The organism is Stenotrophomonas sp. 8(2023) (assembly GCF_030345295.1).
Lineage (GTDB): Bacteria > Pseudomonadota > Gammaproteobacteria > Xanthomonadales > Xanthomonadaceae > Stenotrophomonas > Stenotrophomonas muris.
The window spans coordinates 567,629-590,748 of the sequence record NZ_CP128404.1; the positions used below are offsets into that span (position 1 = coordinate 567,629).

The window sequence follows — 23,120 nt, forward strand, 5'->3', positions numbered from 1 at the left end:
AGCTCGGTCGCCGCATCCATGCGGCTCAAGCCCCTGCCACCGGACCCACCCCGCCTTCGACAGTTTTCCGCGATCTGTCGAATCTCCTTCGATCAATTTCGGTGTCTGACGGATTTCGACGATGAATGATGGGGATGTTCGATCCGTCATCGGGAAACTGTCGGGGGTAGGGCGGTGTGGGTGGGCAGGACCGTTGGCGCCATGGATGGCGCCATCGAGCCCCCATGGACGGGTTTACGGCGTGTCCTGCCCACCCACACCGCCCCGCCCAACCAGTAGAAAGCCAGAGCCGCTTTTGACGTTGCCGTTGCTGTTGCATTGAGCAGGTGCAGGGCTGCAAGCCCTGCCGAACCCCCCACTACGGTAGGGTGGGCCGATGCCGCGCTGCAGCTTGGCGTCGCCGCAGATTTGATTACACTTGAAACTTGTTTGCCCACGACTCCGGACACCCACCCATGAAGCTTGGTTCTTTGAAGGAAGGCGGCCGCGACGGCACCCTGATCGTCGTCTCGCGTGACCTGCGCCACGGCGTGCGCGCCACCGGCATTGCCGCCACCCTGCAGCAGGCCCTGGAGGACTGGAGCCACATCGCACCGCGCCTGAACGCCCTGTACGAATCGCTCAATGCCGGCGATGCCGATGGCGTGTTCGACCTCGACCCGCAGGCACTGGCCGCGCCGATGCCGCGCGCCTATGAGTTCGTCGATGGCAGCGCCTACCTGCCGCACGTCGAGCGCGTGCGCCGTGCCCGTGGCGCCGAGGTGCCGGAGAGCTTCTACACCGATCCACTGATGTACCAGGCCACCAGCGCCGGCTTCTACGGCCCGCGCGATGCGGTCAAGGTGGTCAGCGAGGACTACGGCATCGACCTGGAAGCGGAGATCGTGGTGATCACCGACGACGTGCCGATGGCGGCGACCCCGGAACAGGCAGCCGGTCATATCCAGTTGGTCGGCCTGGTCAACGATGTCTCGCTGCGCAACCTGATCCCGGGCGAGCTGGCCAAGGGTTTCGGCTTCCTGCAGTCCAAGCCGCGCTCGGCGCTGTCGCCGGTGTTCGTCACCCCTGACGAGCTGGGTGCCGCGTGGCAGGACAGCAAGGTGCACCTGCCGCTGCTGACCCACATCAACGGCCAGTGGTTCGGTGCGCCGGAAGCGGGCGTGGACATGCAGTTCAATTTCGCCCAGCTGGTTTCGCATGCGGCCAAGACCCGTCCGCTGGTCGCCGGCACCATCGTCGGCTCGGGCACCATCGCCAATGAAGACACCAGCAAGGGTGCGTCGTGCTTCGCCGAGCAGCGCGTGGTCGAAACCCTGCGCGACGGCAAGCCGAGCACGCCGTTCATGTCGTTCGGCGACGTGGTCCGCATCGAGATGCTCGATGCCGCCGGTAACAGCATCTTCGGTGCGATCGAGCAGCGCATCGAACAGGCGGCCAGGCCCTGAGCATGGAGGCGGCCATGGAGATCCCGGTCGACGACGGCATCGTGCTGTACACCTACTGGCGATCCAGCGCCGCCTACCGCGTGCGCATCGGTCTGGAGCTGAAGGGCCTGGCCTGGGAGGCCCGGCCGGTGCATCTGGTGCGCGACGGTGGCGAGCAGCACCGGGATGCCTATCGGGCGCTCAACCCGCAGCAGCAGGTGCCGACCCTGCTGCATGAGGGGCATGTGCTGACCCAGTCGCTGGCGATCCTCGAATACCTGGACGAGCGCTTTCCGCAGGTACCGCTGCTGCCGGCCGACGCCGCCGGCCGCGCGCGGGTGCGGGCGCTGGCCCAGCTGGTGGCCTGCGACATCCACCCGATCAACAACCTGCGGGTGATGCAGTACCTGGAGCGCGATCTGCAGGTGCCGGCCGATGCGCGCACGCAGTGGACCCTGCACTGGATCGCCGAGGGCTTCGCGGCGATGGAAGCCCTGCTGGTCAACAGCCGTGACACCGGCGCCTTCTGCCATGGTGACCGTCCCGGCCTGGCCGATATCTGCCTGCTGCCGCAGCTGTACAACGCCCACCGCTTCGGCCTGGACCTGGCACCGTACCCGACCCTGCGCCGCATCGAAGCGGCCTGCCAGGCAGTGGATGCCTTCGACCGCGCACGCCCGGAAAACCAGCCCGACGCCGCCTGAAAAAAAGGGGACGGAGGGGATTAAGTCGCATATGCACTTACGACTTAATCCCCTCCGTCCCCTTTCTGCCGCAAACGGGCCAGGTCATCGCGGAACACCCGGTAGGCTTCCTCGCGGCGCGCATCGTCGGCCTGCCGCAACACCCATGCCGGGTGCACCGTGGCGTAGCCGCGCGTGCCGTCCTCGAGGGTGTGCCAGCGTCCGCGGTCGCGTGCGAGGTCGAAATCACGACCGAATACCGAGGCTGCGGCTGTCGCGCCGAGGCACACGATCACCTGGGGCCGCACGCGTGCGATCTCACCCATCAGCCAGGGGCGGCAGGCCTGGATGTGGCGGCTTTCCGGCCGCTTGTGCAGCCGCACCTTGCCGCGCCGCTCATGGTGGAAGTGCTTCACCGCGTTGGTGAGGTACAGCTGGGCGCGATCGATTCCCAGTTCCGCCAGTGCGCGGTCCAGCACCTGGCCGGCAGGTCCTGCGAACGGCTGCCCGCGCAGATCCTCGGTATCACCGGGCTGCTCGCCGATCACCATCACCCGCGCATCGGCAGGCCCCTGCCCGAACACGGTCTGCGTGGCCTGCTCCCATAGCGGGCACTGGCGGCAGGCACTGGCCTGTCCGCGCAGATTGTCCAGGCTGCTGGCATCGGCTGCCGGCGTCGCAGCGTTCGCACGCGGGGGAATCCTGCGTTGCGGTGCCTGTGCCGGCCGGTCATGCATTTCCTGCACGCGGTCGGCCGCGTCGCGCACCAGGCGTGGCAGCAACTGTGCTTCAGGCAGGTGGCGCCAGTACTTTGCCGGCATCTCCTGCATCATCATCCGTGTGTTGAGCCGCGCCGGATTGAAGATGCTGGCGTAGTAGGTCTGCCACAGCGACTCGCGTGCATCCTCGGCCGGGGCATCTTCGCGCCGTGCACCGGGGCCGAAGGCAAGCGCCTGCCCATCCCAGGCGACGCTGCGCGAAGGGGTCAGGATCGCCCAGCGCATGCCGGTGAAGCGGCGCGCGAAGAACGGCGCGACCCGGTCGACGATGTGGTGTTGCGGCTCGAACCAGGCGATGAACGCATCGGGCTGGCCAGGTACCTCGCGGAAGCGCACGAATGCCTTCATCTTGTGCGTGTCACGGCGGACGGCCTGGGCGAGGGCTGTCGCGCGCAGGACATCGGCGTCGGCGGGGTTGCCCAGCACTGATCGCTCGCCATGGGCGATGCGCCACAGCAGGCGATACAGCACGGCCAGGCGCTGGGGATCGCGATGGCACAGGCAGGTGGCCGCCAGCTCCAGGAAGTCACGTGGAACGTTGGGTGCACCGGCATCGGCAAGCATCGGGGCCTGCTGCACGGCCGGCGCATCCAGCAGCGACGTGTCACTCCCTTCCAGCCAGTCCAGCTGCGGCGGGGCAACGCCGCGCAGCAACGCTTCGCGCGCAGCATCGCGCCAGGCCTGCAGCGACCACGGCGGATCCACCCGCAGCGACCAACGCTGCGCGTCAGGACGCAGACGGGGCATCGAAAAGCGAACCCTGGCGCGGCGGCGGGGCCAGCTGCGCGCGCAGCGCCGCCGGATCATCCAGTGCTTTGCGCGGGTGATGGTCGGCCAGCAGCACGAACGGCAGCAGCTTGCTCATCGGTGCCTTCAGGCGCGCGATGTCGGCCACGCGCAGCCGCCCGTGGCGGCGTGCCATCAGCACGCGCTTGACGTTGCGCACGCCAAGGCCGGGCACGCGCAGCAGCATTTCCTTCGGTGCCCGGTTCAGATCGACCGGAAAGCGCTCGGGATGGCGGATCGCCCAGGCCATCTTGGGGTCGATATCCAGGTCGAGCATGCCGTCCTGGGTGGTGTCGGTAATCTCCTCCACACCGTAACCGTAGAAGCGCAGCAGCCAGTCTGCCTGGTAAAGGCGATGTTCGCGCTGCAGCGGTGGCGGCTGCAGTGGCAGCTGCCGGCTGGCGTCCGGAATCGGGCTGAACGCGGAGTAGTAGACCCGGCGCATGCGGTAGTTGCCGTACAGACTGTCGGCGCTGGCCAGGATCTGCTGGTCGTTTGCCCCGTCCGCGCCGACGATCATCTGGGTGCTCTGCCCGGCCGGTGCGAAACGGGGAGGGCGCGGGCGAGCGCTGCGGCTGGCCGTCGGCGCCACCGCTGCGGGGGACTTGCGAGCCTCCTTGGCTTCCTCGATGCGCCAGCGCAGTTCGCCCATCGCGCCACGGATCGAGTGCACCGTCTTCTCCGGTGCCAAGGCGCTCAGGCCGGCTTCGGTCGGCAGTTCCACGTTGATGGACAGGCGGTCCGCATAGCGCCCGGCACTGGCCAGCAGTTCCGGCGAGGCCTCGGGAATGGTCTTGAGGTGGATGTAGCCGGCGTAGCGGTGTTCTTCGCGCAGCTGCCGGGCCACTTCCACCATCTGCTCCATGGTGTAGTCCGCATTGCGGATGATGCCGCTGGACAGGAACAGGCCCTCGATGTAGTTGCGCTTGTAGAAGTCCAGGGTGAGCGTGACCACCTCGTCCACGCTGAAACGCGCGCGGGCCACGTTGCTGGAGACCCGGTTCACGCAATAGGCGCAGTCGTAAATGCAGAAGTTGGTCAGCAGGATCTTCAGCAATGAAACGCAGCGGCCGTCGGGCGTGTAGCTGTGGCAGATGCCCATGCCCTCGGTACTGCCGATACCGCCACTGGCGCGCGAATCGCGTTTGCCCGAGCCGCTGGAGGCGCAGGACGCGTCGTATTTGGCGGCGTCGGCCAGAATGGCCAGCTTGCGGATGGTTTCCATTGAGGAAACCTACGGATGAGGGGTCTCATTGGATGAGACCGCCCATGAACGCTTCAGAAAAAAGGGGACGGAGGGGATTAAGTCGCAAATGCACAAACGACTTAATCCCCTCCGTCCCCTTTTTCGTGGGGTCAGAAGCCGTGGGTGATGCTGGGTGCGCCGGCCGAGAAATCGGCGTACGGGTCGTGCTCGCCGCTGCTGCCTTCGGACAAACGGAACTTCAGGGCCAGGCCATCGCGCGAGTCGGCCGCGCGCAGCGCTTCCTCCTGCTCGATGATGCCCGCCTTGGCCAGCCGGAACAGGCACTGGTCGAAGCTCTCCATGCCTTCTTCCAGCGAGCCTTCCATCGCCGCCTTGATCTCGTGCACCTGGCCGCGACGCAACAGGTCGCGGATCATCGGCGTGTTGATCAGCACCTCGGTGGCCGGCAGGCGACGGCCCTCCTTGTTCTTCACCAGGCGCTGGCTGATCACCGCACGCAGGTTCAGCGCCAGGTTCATCAGCACGTTCTTGTGCGCGCTTTCCGGGAAGAAGTTGAGGATGCGCTCGATGGTCTGGTCGGCGTTGTTGGAGTGCAGGGTGGCCAGGCACAGGTGCCCGGTCTCGGCGAAGGCGATCGCCGCCTCCATCGTTTCCGCATCCAGGATTTCGCCGATCAGGATCACGTCCGGCGCTTCACGCATCGCGTTCTTCAGCGCGTTGTGGAAGGCGTGGGTGTCCAGGCCGACCTCGCGCTGGTTGACGATCGACATCTTGTGCTTGTGCAGGTACTCGATCGGATCCTCGATGGTGAGGATGTGACCGGTGGTGGTGCTGTTGCGGTGGTCGATCATCGACGCCAGCGAGGTGGACTTGCCGGAACCGGTGGACCCCACCACCAGCACCAGCCCGCGCGGGGTCATGATGACGTCCTTCAGCACCTGCGGCAGGTTCAGCTCCTCGATGCTCGGGATACGGCTGCGGATGGCGCGGATGACCATGCCGACCTCGCCCCGCTGCTTGAACACGTTGACGCGGAAGCGCCCGGCATCGGGCAGGGCGATGGCCATGTTGAGCTCCAGCTCGCGCTCGAACTGCGGCACCTGGCCTTCGTCCATCAGCGAGTAGGCGATTTTCTTGACCATGCCCGGCGGCAGGCCGGTGTTGCCCAGCGGATAGAGCTTCCCCTCGATCTTGATGTAGACCGGTGCCCCGGTGGTCAGAAACATGTCCGAAGCGTTCTTTTCGGTCATCAGCTTCAGGAAGTAGCCGATATCCATTGCGAATTTTCCCCAACGAAACGGCCGACGCCCGTTGCCAGCACGGTGTCGGCTTGACGACAATGGCCGTGAACCGACAACCGGTACGGCCTCCCCAATGAAACGACTTAGCTTCGCACGAATGCGCCATGGCCTGTATGTGATGGCGTTTGCATTCGCACTGTCTGCCCCCGCCTGGGCGCAGGACGCCGCCCTGGAACTGGCGCAGGCCCGGCAGGCGGTCGACAAGGCCACCCAGGCCGACGCCGACCAGTACGCCCCGGACCTGATCGGTCTGGCCCGGCAGGGGCTGGAGCAGGCCCAGCGCGCCGCCGGCGACCGCCGCGAACGGAAGAACGCCCCGGCGATGGCCCTGCGCGCCGCCGCCGATGCCGACCTGGCCCGCGTCCGCAGCGAGGAAGCCACCGTCACCGCGCAGCTGCAGCTGCGCCGCAACGAGGTCAACCAGCTGCAACGCCAGCTGTCGACCGGGGAGGACCGCCGGTGAAGCCGATGACCGCCGCAACCCTGGCCGCGCTGCTGGCGCTGCCGACCCTGGCCGTGGCCGCCGACAACCCGATGGTGGCGCAGCTGAGCCAGCGCCTGATGGCCATCCAGGCCAACCCGGATACCGCTGAGCTGGGCGCCTTCGAGCGCATGCAGGCCCAGCAGGCCATCGCGGCCCTGGACAAGGCCAAGCGCCGTGACCAGGAGCTGGCCACCTACCTGGCCGAGCGCCGGGTGGAGATTGCCGAGACGGCCGTGCGCACGGCGATGGCCGCGCGCGAGGTCGACCGCCTGGAGCGCACCCGCAGCGACCTGCTGATCGAGGCCAGCCGCCGCGATGCCGCCCGTGCCCGCCAGGAAGCCGAACAGCTGCGCATGCAGGCGCAGATGCAGGCCGAGGAAGCCGAACGCCTGCGCCAGGCCGCCGAGGCCGAAACCCTGGCCCGCCAGGACGCCGAAAACGCCCTGACCAGCGTGGCCGGCAAGCAGCAGCAGCGCCTCAGCGCCGCCCAGCAGAACGCCGCCAAGCTGGCCCGCGAGGAGGCCGAGCTGGTGTCGGGCCAGAAGCTGCCGGGTTCGAAGTTCGATGCGCGCGGTGAGGTCTTCACCTTCGGGGGCGACGCGTTCGCTGCAGGTGCGTCCAGCCTGTCTGGCGGCGCCCGCAACCAGGCCAAGGCGCTCGCCGAGTACCTGAACATCGGCAAGAAGGGCCGCCTGCGCATCGAGGCCTACGACAGTGCCAACGGCGTGGGCCAGAAGCGTGCCGAAGCGCTGCGCGACGCCCTGGTCGCGGGTGGTGTCGCCAGCAACCGGATCCAGGTCAGCGGCAAGAAGGCAGCCTCCACCCGGGCCCGTTCGGCCGAGGTCATCATCGCGCCGTAATGCATTGATATTGTTTGTTTTTCGTTGCAATGAGCATTCAGCCTGAACCCCGCCCCGGCGGGGTTCGGTCTTTTTGTCGCAGGGGTCTTGTACCCCGCCCTGAGCAGGCGTAGGGTCAATCGTCCGGGACGCAATGCCGCGGACCGGACGATGGGAGGGCCGGGCCGATGCAAGCAGGGCGCGAACCGCAGCAGATCGACGTGCGCAGGCCAGTGCCGCAGGTCGTTGCAGGCGTCCAGGTGGCCATCGACCGGCACTCCTCCATGAACAACGCCCCGTGCCTTGCGGCCGGGGCGTTCGTGTATCTGTCGAAGGAGGTCCATCATGTTTGAAGATCAGCCCCAGAGCGAGATCGACGCCCGTCGCGCGCGTGATCCGGAGTTCAGGGCACTCCATGACCAGCACCGCAAGTTGAACAAGAAGTGCATGGACGCGGAGTTGGGTGTACTCCCGATCGATGATGTCACCCTGGGTCGCATGAAGCGTGAGAAGCTGCTGGCCAAGCAACGCCTTCTGCGAATGTACGAAACACCGCTCCCAACGACGTCCCCCACGCTTTGACGCACCCCGTCGCGCCCGGAACGGCGTGACCCGGCCATCGATGGCCCCGCCGGGCGACCCCGCCCCGGCATCGCGGCACCGCCGATGAGGCGGCCGCGCCAAGGCACCACAGGCGGTGGTGCCTTGGCCAGCAGGCACCACTCACCGATGCGGGCGGTACCGGTCTCCTCGTCGATCCGGGGCCGCCCGCATCCCTTCATGGGGCAGGCGGGCGGCATGCCTGCACCGACCTGACATTCAGCGCCATCCGTCGGATAATCATCGGTCCGGCCCTGCGTGGCGCGAATCGAAAGTCCTCCGAATGCCCATCCATTCTTCCGTCCTCGAACTCATCGGCCAGACCCCGATCGTCAAGGCCCAGCGCCTGGACACCGGCGTCTGCGAGCTCTACCTGAAGCTGGAGAGCGCCAACCCGGGCGGATCGATCAAGGATCGCATCGGCCTGTCGATGATCGAGGCGGCGGAGCAGCGTGGCGACCTGAAGCCGGGCGCGACCCTGGTTGAAGGTACCGCCGGCAACACCGGCCTGGGCCTGGCGCTGGTGGCACAGCAGAAGGGCTACAAGCTGATCCTCGTCGTTCCCGACAAGATGAGCCGCGAGAAGATCTTCAACCTGAAGGCGATGGGCGCTGAAGTGCGCCTGACCCGTTCAGACGTCGCCAAGGGCCATCCGGAGTACTACCAGGACTTGGCCAAGACCATCGCCGAGCAGACCCCGGGCGCCTACTTCATCAACCAGTTCGGCAACCCGGACAACCCGGCCGCGCATGAGTTCGGCACCGGCCCGGAAATCCTCGAGCAGATGGGCGGTGACCTCGACGCCATCGTGTTCGGCTGCGGCAGCTCCGGCACCATGACCGGCCTGTCGCGCGCGTTCGCCAAGCTGTCGCCGAAGACCGAGCTGGTGCTGGCCGATCCGGTCGGCTCGATCCTGGCCGAATACATCAACGACGGCGTGCTCAACGACAAGTCGGGCAGCTGGCTGGTGGAAGGCATCGGCGAGGACTTCCTGCCCTCGATCTCCGACTTCAGCCGCGTCAAGAAGGCTTATGCGATCAGCGATGCCGAGAGCTTCCACACCGCGCGCGAGCTGCTGGGCAAGGAAGGCATCCTGGGCGGTTCGTCCACCGGCACCCTGCTGGCGGCGGCGCTGAAGTACTGCAAGGAGCAGACCACGCCGAAGAGGGTGCTGGTGCTGGTCTGCGATACCGGCAACAAGTACCTGTCGAAGATGTACAACGACTACTGGATGCTGGACAACGGCTTCCTGCAGCGCCCGCAGCACGGCGACCTGCGCGACCTGATCCTGCGCCCGTACGGCCAGCGCGACACCGTGGTGATCGGCCCGAACGACCTGCTGACCACCGCCTACCAGCGCATGAAGCTGTACGACGTCTCGCAGCTGCCGGTGATGGACGGCGAGAAGCTGGTCGGCATCGTCGACGAAAGCGACGTGCTGCTGCATGTCTATGGCGACGAGGCGCGCTTCCGCGACACCGTGGCCACCGCGATGGTCAGCAAGCTGGACCGGCTGGACGTGAAGTCGCCGATCGAGGCCCTGCTGCCGGTGTTCGACCGCGGCCAGGTGGCGATCGTGATGGACGGCGACGCCTTCCTCGGCCTGATCACCCGCATCGACCTGCTGAATTATCTGCGTCGGCGCGTTCAGTAAGGCGTTTATCGCCGCAGATCGCTGCTGAATCCCGGTTTATCCGCGTCAAAGCTCGTTAAGGCCGCGCTGATAGACTCCCGCTCCTTCGACGGCGCCGGTCATCGGCGCCAATCAGGAAACGACATGTCCAACGCTTCTTCCCCGGACCGCGCGCTGGCCCTGGCCACGCTGGCCATCCACGGCGGCCAGTCGCCCGACCCCAGCACCGGCGCGGTGATGCCGCCGATCTACGCCACTTCGACCTATGCCCAGTCCAGCCCGGGCGAGCATCAGGGCTTCGAGTACTCGCGTACCCACAACCCGACCCGCTTCGCCTATGAGCGCTGCGTGGCCTCGCTGGAAGGCGGTACCCGCGGCTTTGCCTTCGCTTCGGGCATGGCGGCCAGCTCGACCGTGATCGAGCTGCTCGACGCTGGCAGCCACGTGGTGGCGATGGACGACATCTACGGCGGCAGCTTCCGCCTGTTCGAGCGCGTGCGTCGCCGCACCGCCGGGCTGGACTTCAGCTTCGTCGACCTGACCGATCTGGCGGCATTCGAAGCCTCCATCACGTCGAAGACGAAGATGGTCTGGATCGAGACCCCGACCAACCCGATGCTGAAGATCGTCGACATCGCCGCGGTCGCCGCCATCGCCAAGCGCCATGGCCTGATCGTAGTGGTCGACAACACCTTCGCCTCGCCGATGCTGCAGCGTCCGCTGGAACTGGGTGCGGACCTGGTCCTGCATTCGGCCACCAAGTATCTCAATGGCCACTCGGACATGGTCGGTGGCATGGTCGTGGTCGGCGACAACGCCGAACTGGCCGAGCAGATGGCCTTCCTGCAGAACTCGGTGGGGGGCGTGCAGGGCCCATTTGACAGCTTCCTGGCCCTGCGCGGCCTGAAGACCCTGCCGCTGCGCATGAAGGCACACTGCGCCAACGCGCTGGCGCTGGCCCAATGGCTGGAAAAGCACCCGGCGGTGGAGAAGGTGATCTACCCGGGCCTGGCCTCGCACCCGCAGCATGAACTGGCCGGCAAGCAGATGGCCGGCTACGGCGGCATCGTCTCGATCGTGCTCAAGGGCGGGTTCGAGGCGGCCAAGCGCTTCTGCGAGAAGACCGAACTGTTCACCCTGGCCGAGTCGCTGGGCGGTGTTGAAAGCCTGGTCAACCATCCGGCGGTGATGACCCATGCCTCGATTCCGGTCGCGCGCCGCGAACAGCTGGGCATCAGCGATGCGCTGGTGCGGCTGAGCGTGGGCGTGGAGGAGCTGGGGGATCTGCAGGTGGATCTGGAGAGGGCACTTCAGTGACCGTCGGATTGTCCATGGTGTCTGACGCATGAGTGCCTCGAATCTGGCTGGTCTCATCTTCCAGCTCACCCGGCGTGAAGTCAGTGGCCGCTACAAGGGCTCAGTGCTCGGCTTGTTCTGGTCCTTCGTCAATCCGCTGTTGATGCTCAGCGTATACACGTTGTTCTTCTCGGTGATCCTGAAAGTTCGCTGGGGCGATCAGCCACAGCGTCAGGCGGATTTTGCGATCCTGTTGTTCGTCGGCCTGATCCTCCATGGATTCATCGCCGAATGCATCAACCGCGCGCCGGGATTGATCACGGGAAACGTCAACTACGTCAAGAAGGTCGTGTTCCCGATCGGCATTCTGCCGATCGTTTCCTGTTCATCGGCGCTGTTCCATTGGTTCATCAGTCTGAGCGTTCTGGCGCTTGCACTGGTGTTCGTCGGGAACGGTGTTCCGGTCACTTTTCCGTTGATTCTGGTAGTGATGGTCCCCCTGGTGCTGTATGCGCTGGGCATCAGCTGGATACTGGCGTCTGTGGGCGTTTACCTGAGGGACGTCAACCAGGTGGTGGGTGTTTTCTCGCAGATCCTGCTGTTCATTTCGCCAGTGTTCTTCCCGGTCACCAAGATTCCCGAGTACATCCGCCCGCTCTTCCTGGCCAATCCGCTTACGACGATCATCGAGCAGGCCCGTGCCGTCGCGGTGTTCGGTCAGCTGCCGGACTGGTGGCAGCTGGCGGGGCAGTTTGCTGCCGCGTCTGTGGTCTGCCTGCTGGGAATGGTCTGGTTCCGTCGCACCAAGTGTGGATTCGCTGATGTCCTTTAAGAAGGAGCTTGCACGATGAGTCGCCTGAAGCAATGGCTTCTTCGCCAGCGTTTCTTCTATGTGCTTATGGGGCTGAAGTACTACCTCGGCAACAATGTCGTTGCCCGCTTTCCGATCGAATGTGTTCGCCGGTTCTATCTGACCCGCGTGCTCAAGGTGGCGATCGGCAAGGACACGCACGTCAGCATGCGCTGGTTCGTCACCGGTTATCCGGTGCGCGCGCACGTCAGCATCGGTGACAACTGCGTGATCAACCGGGAGGTGTATCTGGATGGCCGGGTAGGCGTGGTTGTTGGAAACAACGTCAATGTTTCCTTCCAGACCTGCATCCTCAGCCTGCACCATGACCACAACGCACCGACCTTTCCCGCGATTGGCGGCGTGGTCACCATCCAGGACCATGCCTGGATCGGTGCCCGCGCCACCTTGTTGCCGGGCGTGACCATCGGCGAAGGTGCCGTGGTTGCGGCGGGTGCGGTCGTGGCACGCGACGTCGCACCGTATGAGGTGGTGGGTGGCGTACCCGCCCGAAAGATCGGTGAACGCAACCGGGATATCCAGTACCTCACCAGGTTCTCACCGTATTTTGATTCGGATATCTTCGATGAAACCGCAGGTTAAGAAACAAGTCCTCGTGTTCATGCTGGCGCCTTCGCTGCCGGCGGTGACGGGGGGCGACATCTATGCGGTGAACGCAGTTCTGCCGTTCGCCGAGGAGATCGACTACCACCTGTTCTGCTACGTCGGCGGCGACGCCGACCGACGCAAAGTCGAGCAGCATCGCGCGCTCTACGACAAAGTGTTCCGGTCGGTCCATCTCGAGCCTCGTCCGAAGATGCCGTTCGAGCTGCCCAAGGTGCAGCGAGCCCTGTCGATGGCGCGGCAGGCACTGCAGGGTCTGCCTTTCATCGATGCCAGCTACTACAGCCGCAGCGCCGTTGCGGCTGCACGTCGCATCGTCCGGGAACAGGGCATCGATGCGATCGAGGTCAACTCGACCCATCTGGCGTTCTTCCGTCGATTCTTGCCACAGGTGCCGGGCATCCTGCTGAGCCACAACATCGAAGCTGACATTTTTCCGTTCTGGATGCCGGCAGGCCTGACCGGATGGAAGCTGCGTTTCATGGAATGGGTTGCCAGCCGAAGCCGGCGAGCCGCGAAGGCTGTCGAGATCGACAATGCCTTCGGGTTCTCGGCGATGACCTTCATCTCTCGCCATGACATGTCGCGGGTTACCGACAAGGTCCCGCGCTACCTCATGCCGCTGCACTTTCCGTTGGGTACCACGCGTTTTGAAGACAAGCCGGATGATGTCTTCCACGTACTGTGGATGGGAGGCTTTGGCTGGTACCCGAATGCGGAGGCGGTGACCTGGTTTGCCGAGAAGATCCATCCGCTGCTGGCAGGCCAGTTGCAGGAGCGGAAGATTGTTCTGCACTTCTGCGGCGGCAATCCTCCGGAGGCGCTGCAGGCATTGCATGACGGCCGCAACGTTCTCGTGCATGGCTTCGTCGACGACCTGCAATCGCTGCTGGACAAAGCGCATCTGCTGATGGTGCCACTGCTGTCCGGCGGCGGCATCCGCGTCAAGATCGTCGAGGCGATGTCTGCCGGTATCCCGGTACTCAGCACCAGCAAGGGGTGCGAGGGCATCGGCGCGACCGACGGCGTGGACATCCTGGTGCGTGATGACGCAGAAGGGTTTGCCCGTACATTGCTGGAATGCGCGCAGGACCGAGCGCGACTGGCAGCTCTGTCGGCGGCAGGGCAGGATCTCATGGCGCGCGAGTATTCACAGCAGGCAAGCCTGGACGCCAAGCGAGCCGCCTATCGGCATGCGGGGGTGATGTGATGCAGGCAGCAGATACGCCGTTGACGGCTGCGCCGGTGGTTTCGGTACGTGGTGTCGGCAAGGTCTTCCGCATTTTCGACCGTCCGGCGCAGCGCCTGTTGCAGCCGGCAGCAAACCGGCTCCGGCGCCTGGTGGGCATGCAGCCGCAGCCGGCGCGCGTGTTCCATGCGTTGGACGACATCAACTTCGACATCGCGCCGGGCGAAACTGTTGGAATCATCGGCCGCAATGGCAGCGGCAAGTCGACGCTGCTGCAGATCCTGGTCGGTACGTTGCAGGCCAATACCGGCAGCGTGACCGTCAACGGGCGGGTATCGGCGCTGCTGGAACTGGGCGCTGGTTTCAACCCGGAATTCAGCGGGCGCGACAACGTCTACCTGGCAGGTGCCATCATCGGCCTGGGTTCGGCGGACATGACCCGCCTCATGCCTGAAATTGAAAAATTCGCCGATATCGGTGAATTCATCGACCAGCCTGTCAAGACCTACTCTTCGGGCATGTTCGTACGGCTCGCGTTCGCCGTGGCGATCCACGTGTCACCCGATATCCTGGTTGTGGATGAAGCGTTGGCAGTGGGCGACACCGCCTTCCAGACCAAGTGCCTTACCCGCATTCGCAAGATGCAGTCTGAAGGCGTCAGCATCATCCTGGTTACCCACTCCACCAATACCCTGCTGGAATACTGCGACCGGGGCATCTACCTGCGTCGCGGACGGGTCGTGCTGGACGGACCGTGCCGCGAGGTTGTCAAGAAGTATGCCGACGACCTGGTGGACGAAGAAGGCGGAGCCGTGATCTATGCGGACGAGGCCCTTGCCAGCTTGCAGGACGATGGCCTGCCTGCAGACGCTGCGGCATTGCCGGCAAGCGAAATCACCGGCGTGGAGATTCTCGACCTGCAGGGGCAGCCAAGGACGACGTTCGGCCATGGCGAACAAGTACTGGTGAAGGTCGCCATCCATGTACGCCGGCGTATCGAGCAGCCCTGCTATGGAATTCAGTTGAAGAGCGTGGATGACATCGCCCTGTGGGCTGGCACCACCCAGAACATGAGCCTTTCGCCGCTGCCGACGGAACCGGGCGATTATGTTTTCGACTGGCAGTTGACGTTGAATGTCACCGGCAACCGCTATGTGCTGGCACTGGGCATCGGTGACCTCGACACGGGCGAGTACCACCGTCACTCACGCGTGCCCTACGCGGGCCATGTGGATGTATTGCCTCAGCCCCATTCCGGTCATGGCTGGCTTGCTCCCGCCCCTCGCTTCACCGCACCAGTGAGAACTGCATGATGACGCACTCCAAGCCAGTATTCAGGGCCCTGGTCGTGGGTTTCTATGGAGCACCCAACGTGGGCGACGAGGTGCTGCTGGACCTGCTGGTCCGTCGCATCCGCGAACTGGGCGGCGAGCCGGTGGTTGCCAGCATCGATCCCTCGTTGACCCGTCGCATGCATGGTGTGGATGCCGTGCAGTTTGCCAATGTCGGGGACATCGCTCGTGCATTGATGCATTGCGACGTACTGGTGATGGGGGGCGGCGGCATCTTCCAGGACCATCATCCCTTCAACCTCGATGCGGTGTACCTCCCTTATGCGAACGACATTTCCGGCTATGCACGGCCGATGCTGCTCGCGCGGCAACTGGGAGTGCCGACAATCGTATGGGGGCAGGGGGTTGGGCCGCTGAGTTCAGAGGGCGCACGCACCCTGGTGCGCGAGTTGTTCCAGCATGCGGCCGCCGTATCCGTGCGGGATGAATCATCCAAGGCACTGCTGCGCCAGATCGGCGTGGATCGGGATATCCTCGTTGCCGCCGATCCGGGATGGTTGTTCCGCCGCTATCACCCATTGCCGGCGCAACAGGCCGCGCACGATGCAGGCCAGCCGCAGAACAAGGTACTGGCGGTGGTGGTGCGTGAATGGGACAAGGGGCAGTGGAAAACGTCCCTGGTGGAGGCGTTGCGCACTGCAGTTCCTGCAGGATGGCAGATCCAATGGGTGGCGTTCCAGGCCCATACCGAAGGCAGTGGTGCGACGTCCGACCTGCCCTTGATCGAATCGCTGCGCCAGCAGCTACCCGGGCGCAGCAATGATGAACTGATCGCACCGGCAACAACGGATGCGACCTGGCAGACAATCGCCAGCGCTGACGCGGTGCTGTCCATGCGCCTGCATGCCAGTATCCTTGCCCTGCTGGCGGGGAAGCCCACCGCAGGCCTTGAGTACGACGACAAGCTGTCGCATGCCCATGCGATGGCTGGAATGCCGTCGATTCTGAGGCTGTCGACCGACGATGGCCCGGAGCGCTTCGTGCAGGCGATCGAATCGCTGGTCACCGAAGCCTGGCGGCCGGATCCGCAGGTGGTGGACAGCCTGGAAGTGTCCGCCAGCGCGCACCTGCAGCTGCTCGACGGCTGCTCCTCCCTGCCGCCGGTGCCCCTTCGCTTCGACGCAACCTCCACAGACTGGTTGTCACTGTGGTTGCAACAGGCACTGGTCGAGCTTGAACAGACCCGGCAGCAGAGCCAACGCGCCCACGATCTACTGCTGTTCCGGGACCATCAGCTTGCCGAGCAGACGACGCAGAACACAAACCTGACGCAGCAACTTGTCGAGAAGCAAAAGAAGATGAATGAAGACATGGTCCGCCTGGATGCGGCTCAAGGCCAGCTGCAGGAGAATGCGCAGGCATTGCAGCAGATCAGGCAGGAAAGTGCGCAGGCACTGGAGCAGATCAAGGAGGAAAGTGCGCAGGCACTGCAGCAGGTCAAGGAGGAAAGTGCGCAGATGCTGCAGCAGATCCAGCAGCAGTTGGCAGGCAAGCAGGCCTATATTGATGACAAGGAGGTCTACATTGCGATCCTGCTGCAGCAAATCGAACAGGTGCAGGCCGAGCTGGCGCGCAGCCGTCAGGAGACCGCAGATGCGCTGAATCTCTGGCGTCGCCTGCGTAGGTTCCTGCAGTTGCTTCGCCGCGACCTGGTGCGCCTGCTGGCCGCCCCCTTCAAGTTGGCTTCGGTCTGGAGGCGGCACGGGTTGAAGGTCGCACTGCAACAGATCCCGCGACGCATGAAGACGCTGGGTGTTCCTCAGACCGCTGCCACGCAACAGATGGCGGAACCGCCACCGCCGATGGTGCGACCGGTTCGCCGCGAACGCCTGCTGGTGATCGCCAACACGTTGACCACCGACGGCTGGCCCAACCGGGCGATGCACTTCGCGAAGGCGGGCGATCGTGCCGGCTTCTTCGTGCGCATCACCGCGGTGGATGGAAGTGCCTGGCCGGACGACGGCAGCGGCCTGCCGGCGCGTCTCGCTGTCGATGCGCACGCCTGGCTGCAGGAAGTGCGTGCCGAGGGTACTCGCGTTCTGCTTGCCGATGCATCGCCGGAGGCGCTGGGCCTGGCCCGGTCGGCACGTGAACGCGGTGCCGAAGTGATCGTCGACCTCGCTGCACTCGGTGCGGATTCTCTCTCCGCGGAACTGCGCGTCCTTACTGATCGCGTTGTCACCGGAACCCCGGAGCAGAAGGTCGATGGCCTGCCGTCGCGCTTCCTGGGCGCGGCTGGAGACAATGAAATCTTCGACTCCTACCGCAGTCATGGGCTGCCGCAGGCATATGAGGACGGGCGACAACATGTCCTGTTCGTTGTCCTCGGCGGAGACGGCGACGCCTGGCTTGATGCCGCGCTGAAGGCGTCCCCCGATCTCGTTTTCCATGTCACGGGAATGAACGTGGATGGCCGCGACAGCCGCCAGGTACGTCCCCTCGATTGGTCGTGGCAGCCGCAGCAGATGGCTCCGCTGATCGCCGGCGCGCATGCGGTTGTCATCGTCGGCGGGGCCGGGGACCGCACGCGCCTTGCCGACCTGTCAATGGCGGCGCTGCTGCTGGAGAAGCCGGTGTTTGTCGATGCGCTGCCGTCATTCGCACCGTCGCCCAACCTGCATCGGGTGGATGCCGCGCAGCTGTCCGCACAGCTGGCCGGCGCCACTGCATCGGAAGACTACGCATTCATCGCCCGCCACGCCTGGCTGGGCCATGTCGAGCAGTTGATACAACCGGAGTATCCGCTGTCGGTAAGCGTGGTTGTGCTGATCCACAACAACCGCCGCATCATTGAGCGCTGCGTGAGCACGTTGCTGGAGCACGCCGGGGAATGGCTGCAGGAAATCGTGGTTGTCGATAACCAGTCCAGCGATGGCGGCGCCGAACTGGTTGAATCGCTGTACGCAGGGCATGCCAAGGTGAAGCTTGTGCGCAACAGTGAGAATGGATGCTCCTCGGGTCGCAACCTGGGCGTCAAGCATTCCACCGGCCGTTATATTGCGTTCTTCGACTCCGACCAGTGGTTGACCTCTCCGTCCTGCTTCAGTGAAGCCGTGAACATCCTGGCGGCCAACCCCGGTGTCGGCACCATCGGCTGGAATGCAGGATGGTTCGACGCCACGCGTGATGACCTGGGTGGACCCATCTCCGACTACCTTCCCAATCGCGGCATGAACAACGAGGCCCGCATCAAGGGATACCGCGATGACGTGGGTTTCCTGGGGACCAGCTGCATGTTCATTGCCCGTGACCTGTTCGAGCGTCTGGAAGGCTTCGATGTGTTCTACGACCCTACGTGCTTCGAAGACACGGATATCTGCTTCCAGGTGAAGAAGGCTGGTTATTCGGTGGCGTTCCGTGACCTGGCCGGTGTCCGTCACCAGCCGCACCAGACTACCGGCGCCAGCGAGGGCAGCGAGCGCTACAAGCAGCTGTTCAACCGCAACGCAGCCTACTTCCGCGACAAGTGGAAGGGGTATCCGGAGTTCTTCGTGGACCTCAAGTCCTGGCATTGAGCGAGGCACAGACGGCAATGGGGTGGGGCAAGGTCAAGCGACGGCTGCTGGAAGCCATGCTGATGTTCGGCCCTGGGTTGTACGGTCGCTGGTCGATGTCACGGCCCACAGGAACACCCGCGGAGGTTCCGTCGACGGAACGCCCGCGTGTGCTCCTCGTGGACCATGATTTTCCCGAGATTGACCGTGATGCGGGATCGCGTGCGATCTCATGCTTCGCTGACCTGTTGGTCGATGCCGGCATGGAGGTCGTCTTCTGGTCGGCAACGATTGAGCCCTCCGCAGCTGGGAGAGCTGCCCTGGAAGGGAGAGGCATCACCCCATTGAGTCGACGGGAAACGGGGGCACTGGACGGATGGTTGGCGACGTTCGGAGGGAGTTTCATCGGGTCGGTGTCAAGCCGCCCACTGATCGCGGCTATGTATCTACCGGTCCTGCGCGCGGCGATTGCCGGTACTCATCTCTATTACGGGCACGACATCCACTATCTGCGGTTGCAGTTGATGCGTGCTACGTCCAAGGCCACCCTTGCCGATCATTGGCAGTGTCTGTTGATGAGAGTGGTGGAACAGCGAGCGTGGAGAAATGCCGACGTAGTTCTGTATCCCTCTAAAGATGAGGCTGAAACAGTGAACCGTTACCTTGCTGATCGCGGCTTGGCTGGGAACGGCGAGATGTTCCCGCTGTGGACCGTGGATGCAGGATCCATGCAGCACACGCCCGGCCCGGGCAAAAGATCGGGATTGCTGTTCGTTGGCAGCATGGCGCATGCACCAAACGCAGATGGTCTGGACTGGTTTCTGCACAAGGTGCTGCCCTTGCTTCAGCGGGGGGGACAGGCGCCGGTCCTCACCGTGGTGGGCTCCGGTATGGAGAACTACCGTGTGCCCCAGCATGCCTCTGACACGGTGCGTATTCTCGGTCGCATCGATGATGCTGCATTGGAGCGCTGTTACGCGTCTACGCGCCTGGTCATCGCGCCGTTGCGTTTCGGCGGCGGGGTCAAGGGGAAGGTGATCGAGGCAATAGGGCAGGGTGTTCCAATCATCTTGACCGGTGCGGCCGCGCAGGGCCTGGCTGGAGTCGAGGATATACTGCCGACTACCGATGACCCGTCGAAGTTTGCTGCTGCCATCCAGGCGCTGGATCAAGACGACCAGGCTTGGTCAGCCGCGTCTACCAAGGCGCGCCTGTTCCTGGCGGAACACTATGACCATCGTCAATTCGTGCAAAGGCTCAGGCACCTGCTGCTGCATTCCTGATCGGGAGTGAAGTCCTGTGATGCACGAGACTGTCCATGGGGCAATGTGCCCTATCGCTCGCTGGATCGGCTGCAGGTAGCCGCGCGGGCCTGCCCAACCATGCCGTTGGCTCACAAAGGATTGGCTTGGCCATCATCCAGTCGAGTAGCATTCCGCACGGGATACGACGTCTTCAGGGCAGTCAAAGAGCCGATTGGGCCCGTTCACGGCCATCGGTACCTCGGCCTGGATGATGCTAGGCCGGTCAAATTCAGTTGGGCGAATCTGGAGTTAGGGGAAGATATGGATTGGAGTAACTTGGCTGGGCGGGCGCGGTCGCAGCTGCACTCGATGTGCACTGATGCCCCGAGCCATGGCGGATTCAAGATGGTGGCTGCGCTTCTGTCCATGCTGCTCGTGGCATCCGCTTATAGCCAACTATCGAATCTGCATGTGTTCGGTCACGATGAAGTTCACTACAACCACTATTTCCAGCTGAAGCTGTTGCAGGATGGCCGGTGGCTGAACTACATCTTCAAGGATGTGCTTGTCAGTATTGACGCGTCGGCTTGGTTCGCCGCGTATATCGCCGCACATCTTTTGCTGGTCTATCGCATTGCGCGCCGCGCAGGCCTGTCGGTTGCACTGGCACTGATCATTTCGGCCGTCGTTTCGATCTCTCCGCCAGTCGTGGAACAAAGCATGTGGCCGGCCACTGCGTTCTCGGCAGTTGCAGTCCTGATCCTGGCCGAGGTGGTCACGCGGCGAGTGGCGATAGCACCGGTTGCGGTCTATGCGGCGCTCGGGATCCTTCTGTTCGGGACGATGCAGAGCTACTACTTCCTGGTCCCGCTCCTGTTCATCGGCGAATTCGCGTCCGAACAGCGGAGTGCTCGGGATCGATGGAGGTTGTGGTTGCAACACACGCTCAGCTGGGTGGGAGGGGCGGTACTCGGCGCTTTGGTCATGTCGATGATGCTGCTGCTGCTGGCAGGGCATTTCGGTCCGCAGGTGGATGACTGGCGATCGCCACATCCGGCCAAGGATCTTCCCTCTTTATGGCAGAACGTAAGCTACGTCATTGGATCATTCGGGAAGTGTGTAGCTTCCATTGGCAAGGCCTCGAACCTGGATGGTTGGTTGCTGTTGGCAACCGTGCTGCTGCTCGTTCCATTCGCCGTTCGCCGGAAGGGTTCAGTCCAGATCCTGTTGACGCTCGCAATGGTCGCTGCGGCGTTCCACGCATTCTCGATTCCGTTGGCACCAGTAATTACCACGCGCAGCCTGATCGCGCTGGTACTTGGACTGGCGCTGTTTTTCGGCCTTCTTGGAGGTGGGAATCGTATCTCACGGGCGGTCGTATTCCTCCTCCTGCTGGCGGGTGGTATTGGATTCCAGGCACAGGCCCGTACGTTCCTCCAGACCCAGGTGGAAACGACCTCCTTCCTGTTTGAGAAGATCCACACGCTATTGCCATTGCCGGCAGACCGGTATTCAGTACTGGCGGTTTCCGGCCGCATGCCGGGTGGCAAAGAGCCAGCTGCCACTTTCAACAACGAATACTTGATGAATTCGGTGGTGGTGGCTACCGGGGCCAGGAGTTTTGTTGATTGCCGGACGCACGAGGCAGAAGTGTGCGCGATGGCGGTGGAAGGTGACGCCGTGAATGAAACCGGGCTGGGTGAAGGGCGACTGAGGCTCTTCCAGGATGCAAAGGGTGGCGCGGTCATCGTCTATAGCGATGACTGATCAGGCGCCGCCAGTGCGTCCGGCCCGACGTAGATCGCAGCGGCTCCCGTGCAAGGAGGTCATCGCCATTTCCTTGCTGGAGCAGCATCGTGGTGGTTTGCCGCGCTGATCTCTATCCCGCCTCGCCGGACTTTTCCCCGGCGAGGCCAGTGATACGGAGGCGACCCCATCCAGGTCCCTCCATGCAGATCATTCAGATCTGCTTCCGGTAATGTGCGTACGCTGCAACGAGCATGTCCTCGTCATTGCGTGTGGGATGCCAATCCAGAACTTCCTGCGTAGGTGCAATGTCGACCACGTAGTTGATGTCGGCGATCTGATACTGCTCCCGATGCAGCAGCGGTTTGCCCAGCTTTTCCAGAAGCGACAGGGTCATCTTCAACGGCTTGGCGGGTACCGGCACTACAATCGAGCGCGAGCCGATGCGCTTGATCGTATTGCGCAGCAACTGGCGAACTGGTGGTGCATCGCCCGATCCCAAGCTCAGTGCGACGGCGGGGAATCCCTTCTCGACCGCAGCAAGAATTGCGCTGACGACATCCTCCACGGCGATCATCTGGTAGCGGTTCCGACCGCTGCCGATGGTTGGCACCGGAAGGCCAAGGTCCATCAGCCGGAACAGCTTGATCAGGATGCCAAAGCGTCCGGGGCCCACAATCATGCGTGGACGCAGGACGGTAATCAGGTAGCCCTCGGTTCGTGCTTGTTCGCACAGCTGTTCCGACGCCGCTTTGCTGCGTCCATACGGCCCCAACGGGTTGCGTCGGTGCGTTGGAGGTACAGGCAGTGATTCCGGCAGCCCGTACACCATGTCCGTGCTGGTATAGATCAAGCGTGGCTGGCGCAGTTTACGCATCCACTTCAGTACATTGGCTGTACCGGTAACGTTGACCTCGGCGAACCAGGCGTCCTGCTCTTTTGCCGGCACGGCGTTATGGAATTGCCTTGCCGCAAGATGGTGGACGACATCACCTTCATCCAATGGCACGCGCGACAGCGCCGCAGTATCCAGAATATCCAGCTGGTGATGGACGACCCTGCCGGAGAATTCTGCAGGCAGAGGCAGCAGGTCAACGGTCTGAACCTGCTGGCCCTGTGCAAGGAGGGTCCGGACGAGATGCGATCCGGTGAAACCTGAGCCACCAATGACAATATGCTTGGTCACGGCTCAGCCCCCACGCGCGACGAGAACGACGCCAGCACAGATCAGCGCGATTCCAGCCAGCTTCATTACGCTGACCGGTTCACGGAAGAACAGATATGCAGCACCAACGACAATCACGTATCCCACGCTCAGGAAGGGATAAGCGAAACTCACCTGGACCTTGGAGAGGACGTACATCCAAAGCACGATGCTGATCGCATAGCACGACAGTCCGCTGAAGACCCACGGATTGAGGACAACGCGGATGGCGCCCTGTGCGAGCTCAAGCACGCCCTGGTTGGTCACCAGCGAAACATTCGGCATGCCTTTGCGAAGGAAAAGCTGCGCACTCGCATTGAGGGCTACGGAGAACAGAATGAGTGGGATGAATTTGAGATACATGCGATCAACTTTGGAATGATGA

Annotated in this window: 19 protein-coding genes; 14 read left to right on the forward strand and 5 right to left on the reverse strand. The window is 63.7% G+C overall.

Annotated elements, in window-relative coordinates; all coding sequences use genetic code 11:
* Positions 1 to 455: 455 nt before the first annotated feature.
* Positions 456 to 1,445, forward strand: coding sequence for a fumarylacetoacetate hydrolase family protein (locus tag QP609_RS02620; RefSeq protein ID WP_014645836.1), 990 nt, complete (start codon positions 456 to 458; stop codon positions 1,443 to 1,445).
* A 14-nt stretch (positions 1,446 to 1,459) separates the two neighbouring features.
* Complete coding sequence (gene maiA, locus QP609_RS02625; RefSeq protein WP_032957926.1) at positions 1,460 to 2,128, forward strand: maleylacetoacetate isomerase; 669 nt, start codon at positions 1,460 to 1,462, stop codon at positions 2,126 to 2,128.
* A 44-nt stretch (positions 2,129 to 2,172) separates the two neighbouring features.
* On the opposite strand, the gene QP609_RS02630 is transcribed toward maiA, so the two are convergent.
* The 3 genes from QP609_RS02630 to QP609_RS02640 all read right to left on the reverse strand — a co-directional run bounded on the left by QP609_RS02630 (position 2,173) and on the right by QP609_RS02640 (position 6,156).
* The gene (locus QP609_RS02630; protein WP_197621517.1) at positions 2,173 to 3,633 is read right to left on the reverse strand and encodes a UdgX family uracil-DNA binding protein; all 1,461 of its coding nucleotides are present in this window, start codon (positions 3,631 to 3,633) and stop codon (positions 2,173 to 2,175) included.
* Entirely contained in the window at positions 3,614 to 4,897 is a 1,284-nt protein-coding gene (locus tag QP609_RS02635) for a putative DNA modification/repair radical SAM protein (protein WP_032957890.1), read from the reverse strand. Before QP609_RS02635 ends, QP609_RS02630 begins: the two co-directional genes overlap by 20 nt.
* A gap of 131 nt (positions 4,898 to 5,028) precedes the next feature.
* Complete coding sequence (locus tag QP609_RS02640) at positions 5,029 to 6,156, reverse strand: PilT/PilU family type 4a pilus ATPase (RefSeq protein WP_014645840.1); 1,128 nt, start codon at positions 6,154 to 6,156, stop codon at positions 5,029 to 5,031.
* A 121-nt stretch (positions 6,157 to 6,277) separates the two neighbouring features.
* Between QP609_RS02640 and QP609_RS02645 the strand changes: the two genes are divergently transcribed.
* From QP609_RS02645 to QP609_RS02700, 12 genes are all read left to right on the forward strand, one after another.
* Entirely contained in the window at positions 6,278 to 6,643 is a 366-nt protein-coding gene (locus QP609_RS02645) for a DUF4398 domain-containing protein (RefSeq protein WP_005415160.1), read from the forward strand.
* Positions 6,640 to 7,524 (forward strand): OmpA family protein, encoded by an 885-nt coding sequence (locus QP609_RS02650; protein WP_014645841.1) that lies wholly within the window; start codon positions 6,640 to 6,642, stop codon positions 7,522 to 7,524. Before QP609_RS02645 ends, QP609_RS02650 begins: the two co-directional genes overlap by 4 nt.
* Before the next feature lie 324 nt (positions 7,525 to 7,848).
* On the forward strand, positions 7,849 to 8,085 hold the full coding sequence (locus tag QP609_RS02655; RefSeq protein WP_005407964.1) for a YdcH family protein: 237 nt from the start codon (positions 7,849 to 7,851) through the stop codon (positions 8,083 to 8,085).
* Positions 8,086 to 8,386: 301 nt separating this feature from the next.
* Entirely contained in the window at positions 8,387 to 9,757 is a 1,371-nt protein-coding gene (locus QP609_RS02660) for a pyridoxal-phosphate dependent enzyme (RefSeq protein WP_014645842.1), read from the forward strand.
* 123 nt (positions 9,758 to 9,880) lie between these two features.
* Positions 9,881 to 11,053 (forward strand): cystathionine gamma-synthase, encoded by a 1,173-nt coding sequence (locus QP609_RS02665; RefSeq protein WP_053494788.1) that lies wholly within the window; start codon positions 9,881 to 9,883, stop codon positions 11,051 to 11,053.
* A 28-nt stretch (positions 11,054 to 11,081) separates the two neighbouring features.
* Positions 11,082 to 11,864 carry an ABC transporter permease gene (locus QP609_RS02670; protein ID WP_053494789.1) on the forward strand — a complete coding sequence of 261 codons (783 nt, stop codon included), beginning with the start codon at positions 11,082 to 11,084 and terminating at the stop codon, positions 11,862 to 11,864.
* 15 nt (positions 11,865 to 11,879) lie between these two features.
* On the forward strand, positions 11,880 to 12,485 hold the full coding sequence (locus QP609_RS02675) for a DapH/DapD/GlmU-related protein (RefSeq protein ID WP_069118025.1): 606 nt from the start codon (positions 11,880 to 11,882) through the stop codon (positions 12,483 to 12,485).
* The gene (locus QP609_RS02680; RefSeq protein WP_053494791.1) at positions 12,469 to 13,716 is read left to right on the forward strand and encodes a glycosyltransferase; all 1,248 of its coding nucleotides are present in this window, start codon (positions 12,469 to 12,471) and stop codon (positions 13,714 to 13,716) included. The genes QP609_RS02675 and QP609_RS02680 overlap by 17 nt, the downstream gene beginning before the upstream one ends.
* On the forward strand, positions 13,716 to 15,008 hold the full coding sequence (locus QP609_RS02685) for an ABC transporter ATP-binding protein (protein WP_053494792.1): 1,293 nt from the start codon (positions 13,716 to 13,718) through the stop codon (positions 15,006 to 15,008). Before QP609_RS02680 ends, QP609_RS02685 begins: the two co-directional genes overlap by 1 nt.
* Before the next feature lie 59 nt (positions 15,009 to 15,067).
* A complete protein-coding gene (locus QP609_RS02690) occupies positions 15,068 to 18,562 on the forward strand; it encodes a polysaccharide pyruvyl transferase family protein (RefSeq protein ID WP_289213857.1) in 3,495 nt (1,164 codons plus the stop codon).
* Positions 18,559 to 19,824 carry a glycosyltransferase family 4 protein gene (locus QP609_RS02695; protein ID WP_197621515.1) on the forward strand — a complete coding sequence of 422 codons (1,266 nt, stop codon included), beginning with the start codon at positions 18,559 to 18,561 and terminating at the stop codon, positions 19,822 to 19,824. The genes QP609_RS02690 and QP609_RS02695 overlap by 4 nt, the downstream gene beginning before the upstream one ends.
* A 366-nt stretch (positions 19,825 to 20,190) precedes the next feature.
* Complete coding sequence (locus QP609_RS02700) at positions 20,191 to 21,552, forward strand: glucosyltransferase domain-containing protein (RefSeq protein WP_140222887.1); 1,362 nt, start codon at positions 20,191 to 20,193, stop codon at positions 21,550 to 21,552.
* A gap of 193 nt (positions 21,553 to 21,745) precedes the next feature.
* Here QP609_RS02700 and QP609_RS02705 read toward each other — a convergent pair whose 3' ends face one another.
* Both QP609_RS02705 and QP609_RS02710 read right to left on the reverse strand, forming a co-directional pair.
* On the reverse strand, positions 21,746 to 22,717 hold the full coding sequence (locus QP609_RS02705) for an NAD(P)-dependent oxidoreductase (protein WP_069118022.1): 972 nt from the start codon (positions 22,715 to 22,717) through the stop codon (positions 21,746 to 21,748).
* 3 nt (positions 22,718 to 22,720) lie between these two features.
* Positions 22,721 to 23,098, reverse strand: coding sequence for an SMR family transporter (locus tag QP609_RS02710; protein ID WP_053494798.1), 378 nt, complete (start codon positions 23,096 to 23,098; stop codon positions 22,721 to 22,723).
* Between the last annotated feature and the right edge of the window lie 22 nt (positions 23,099 to 23,120).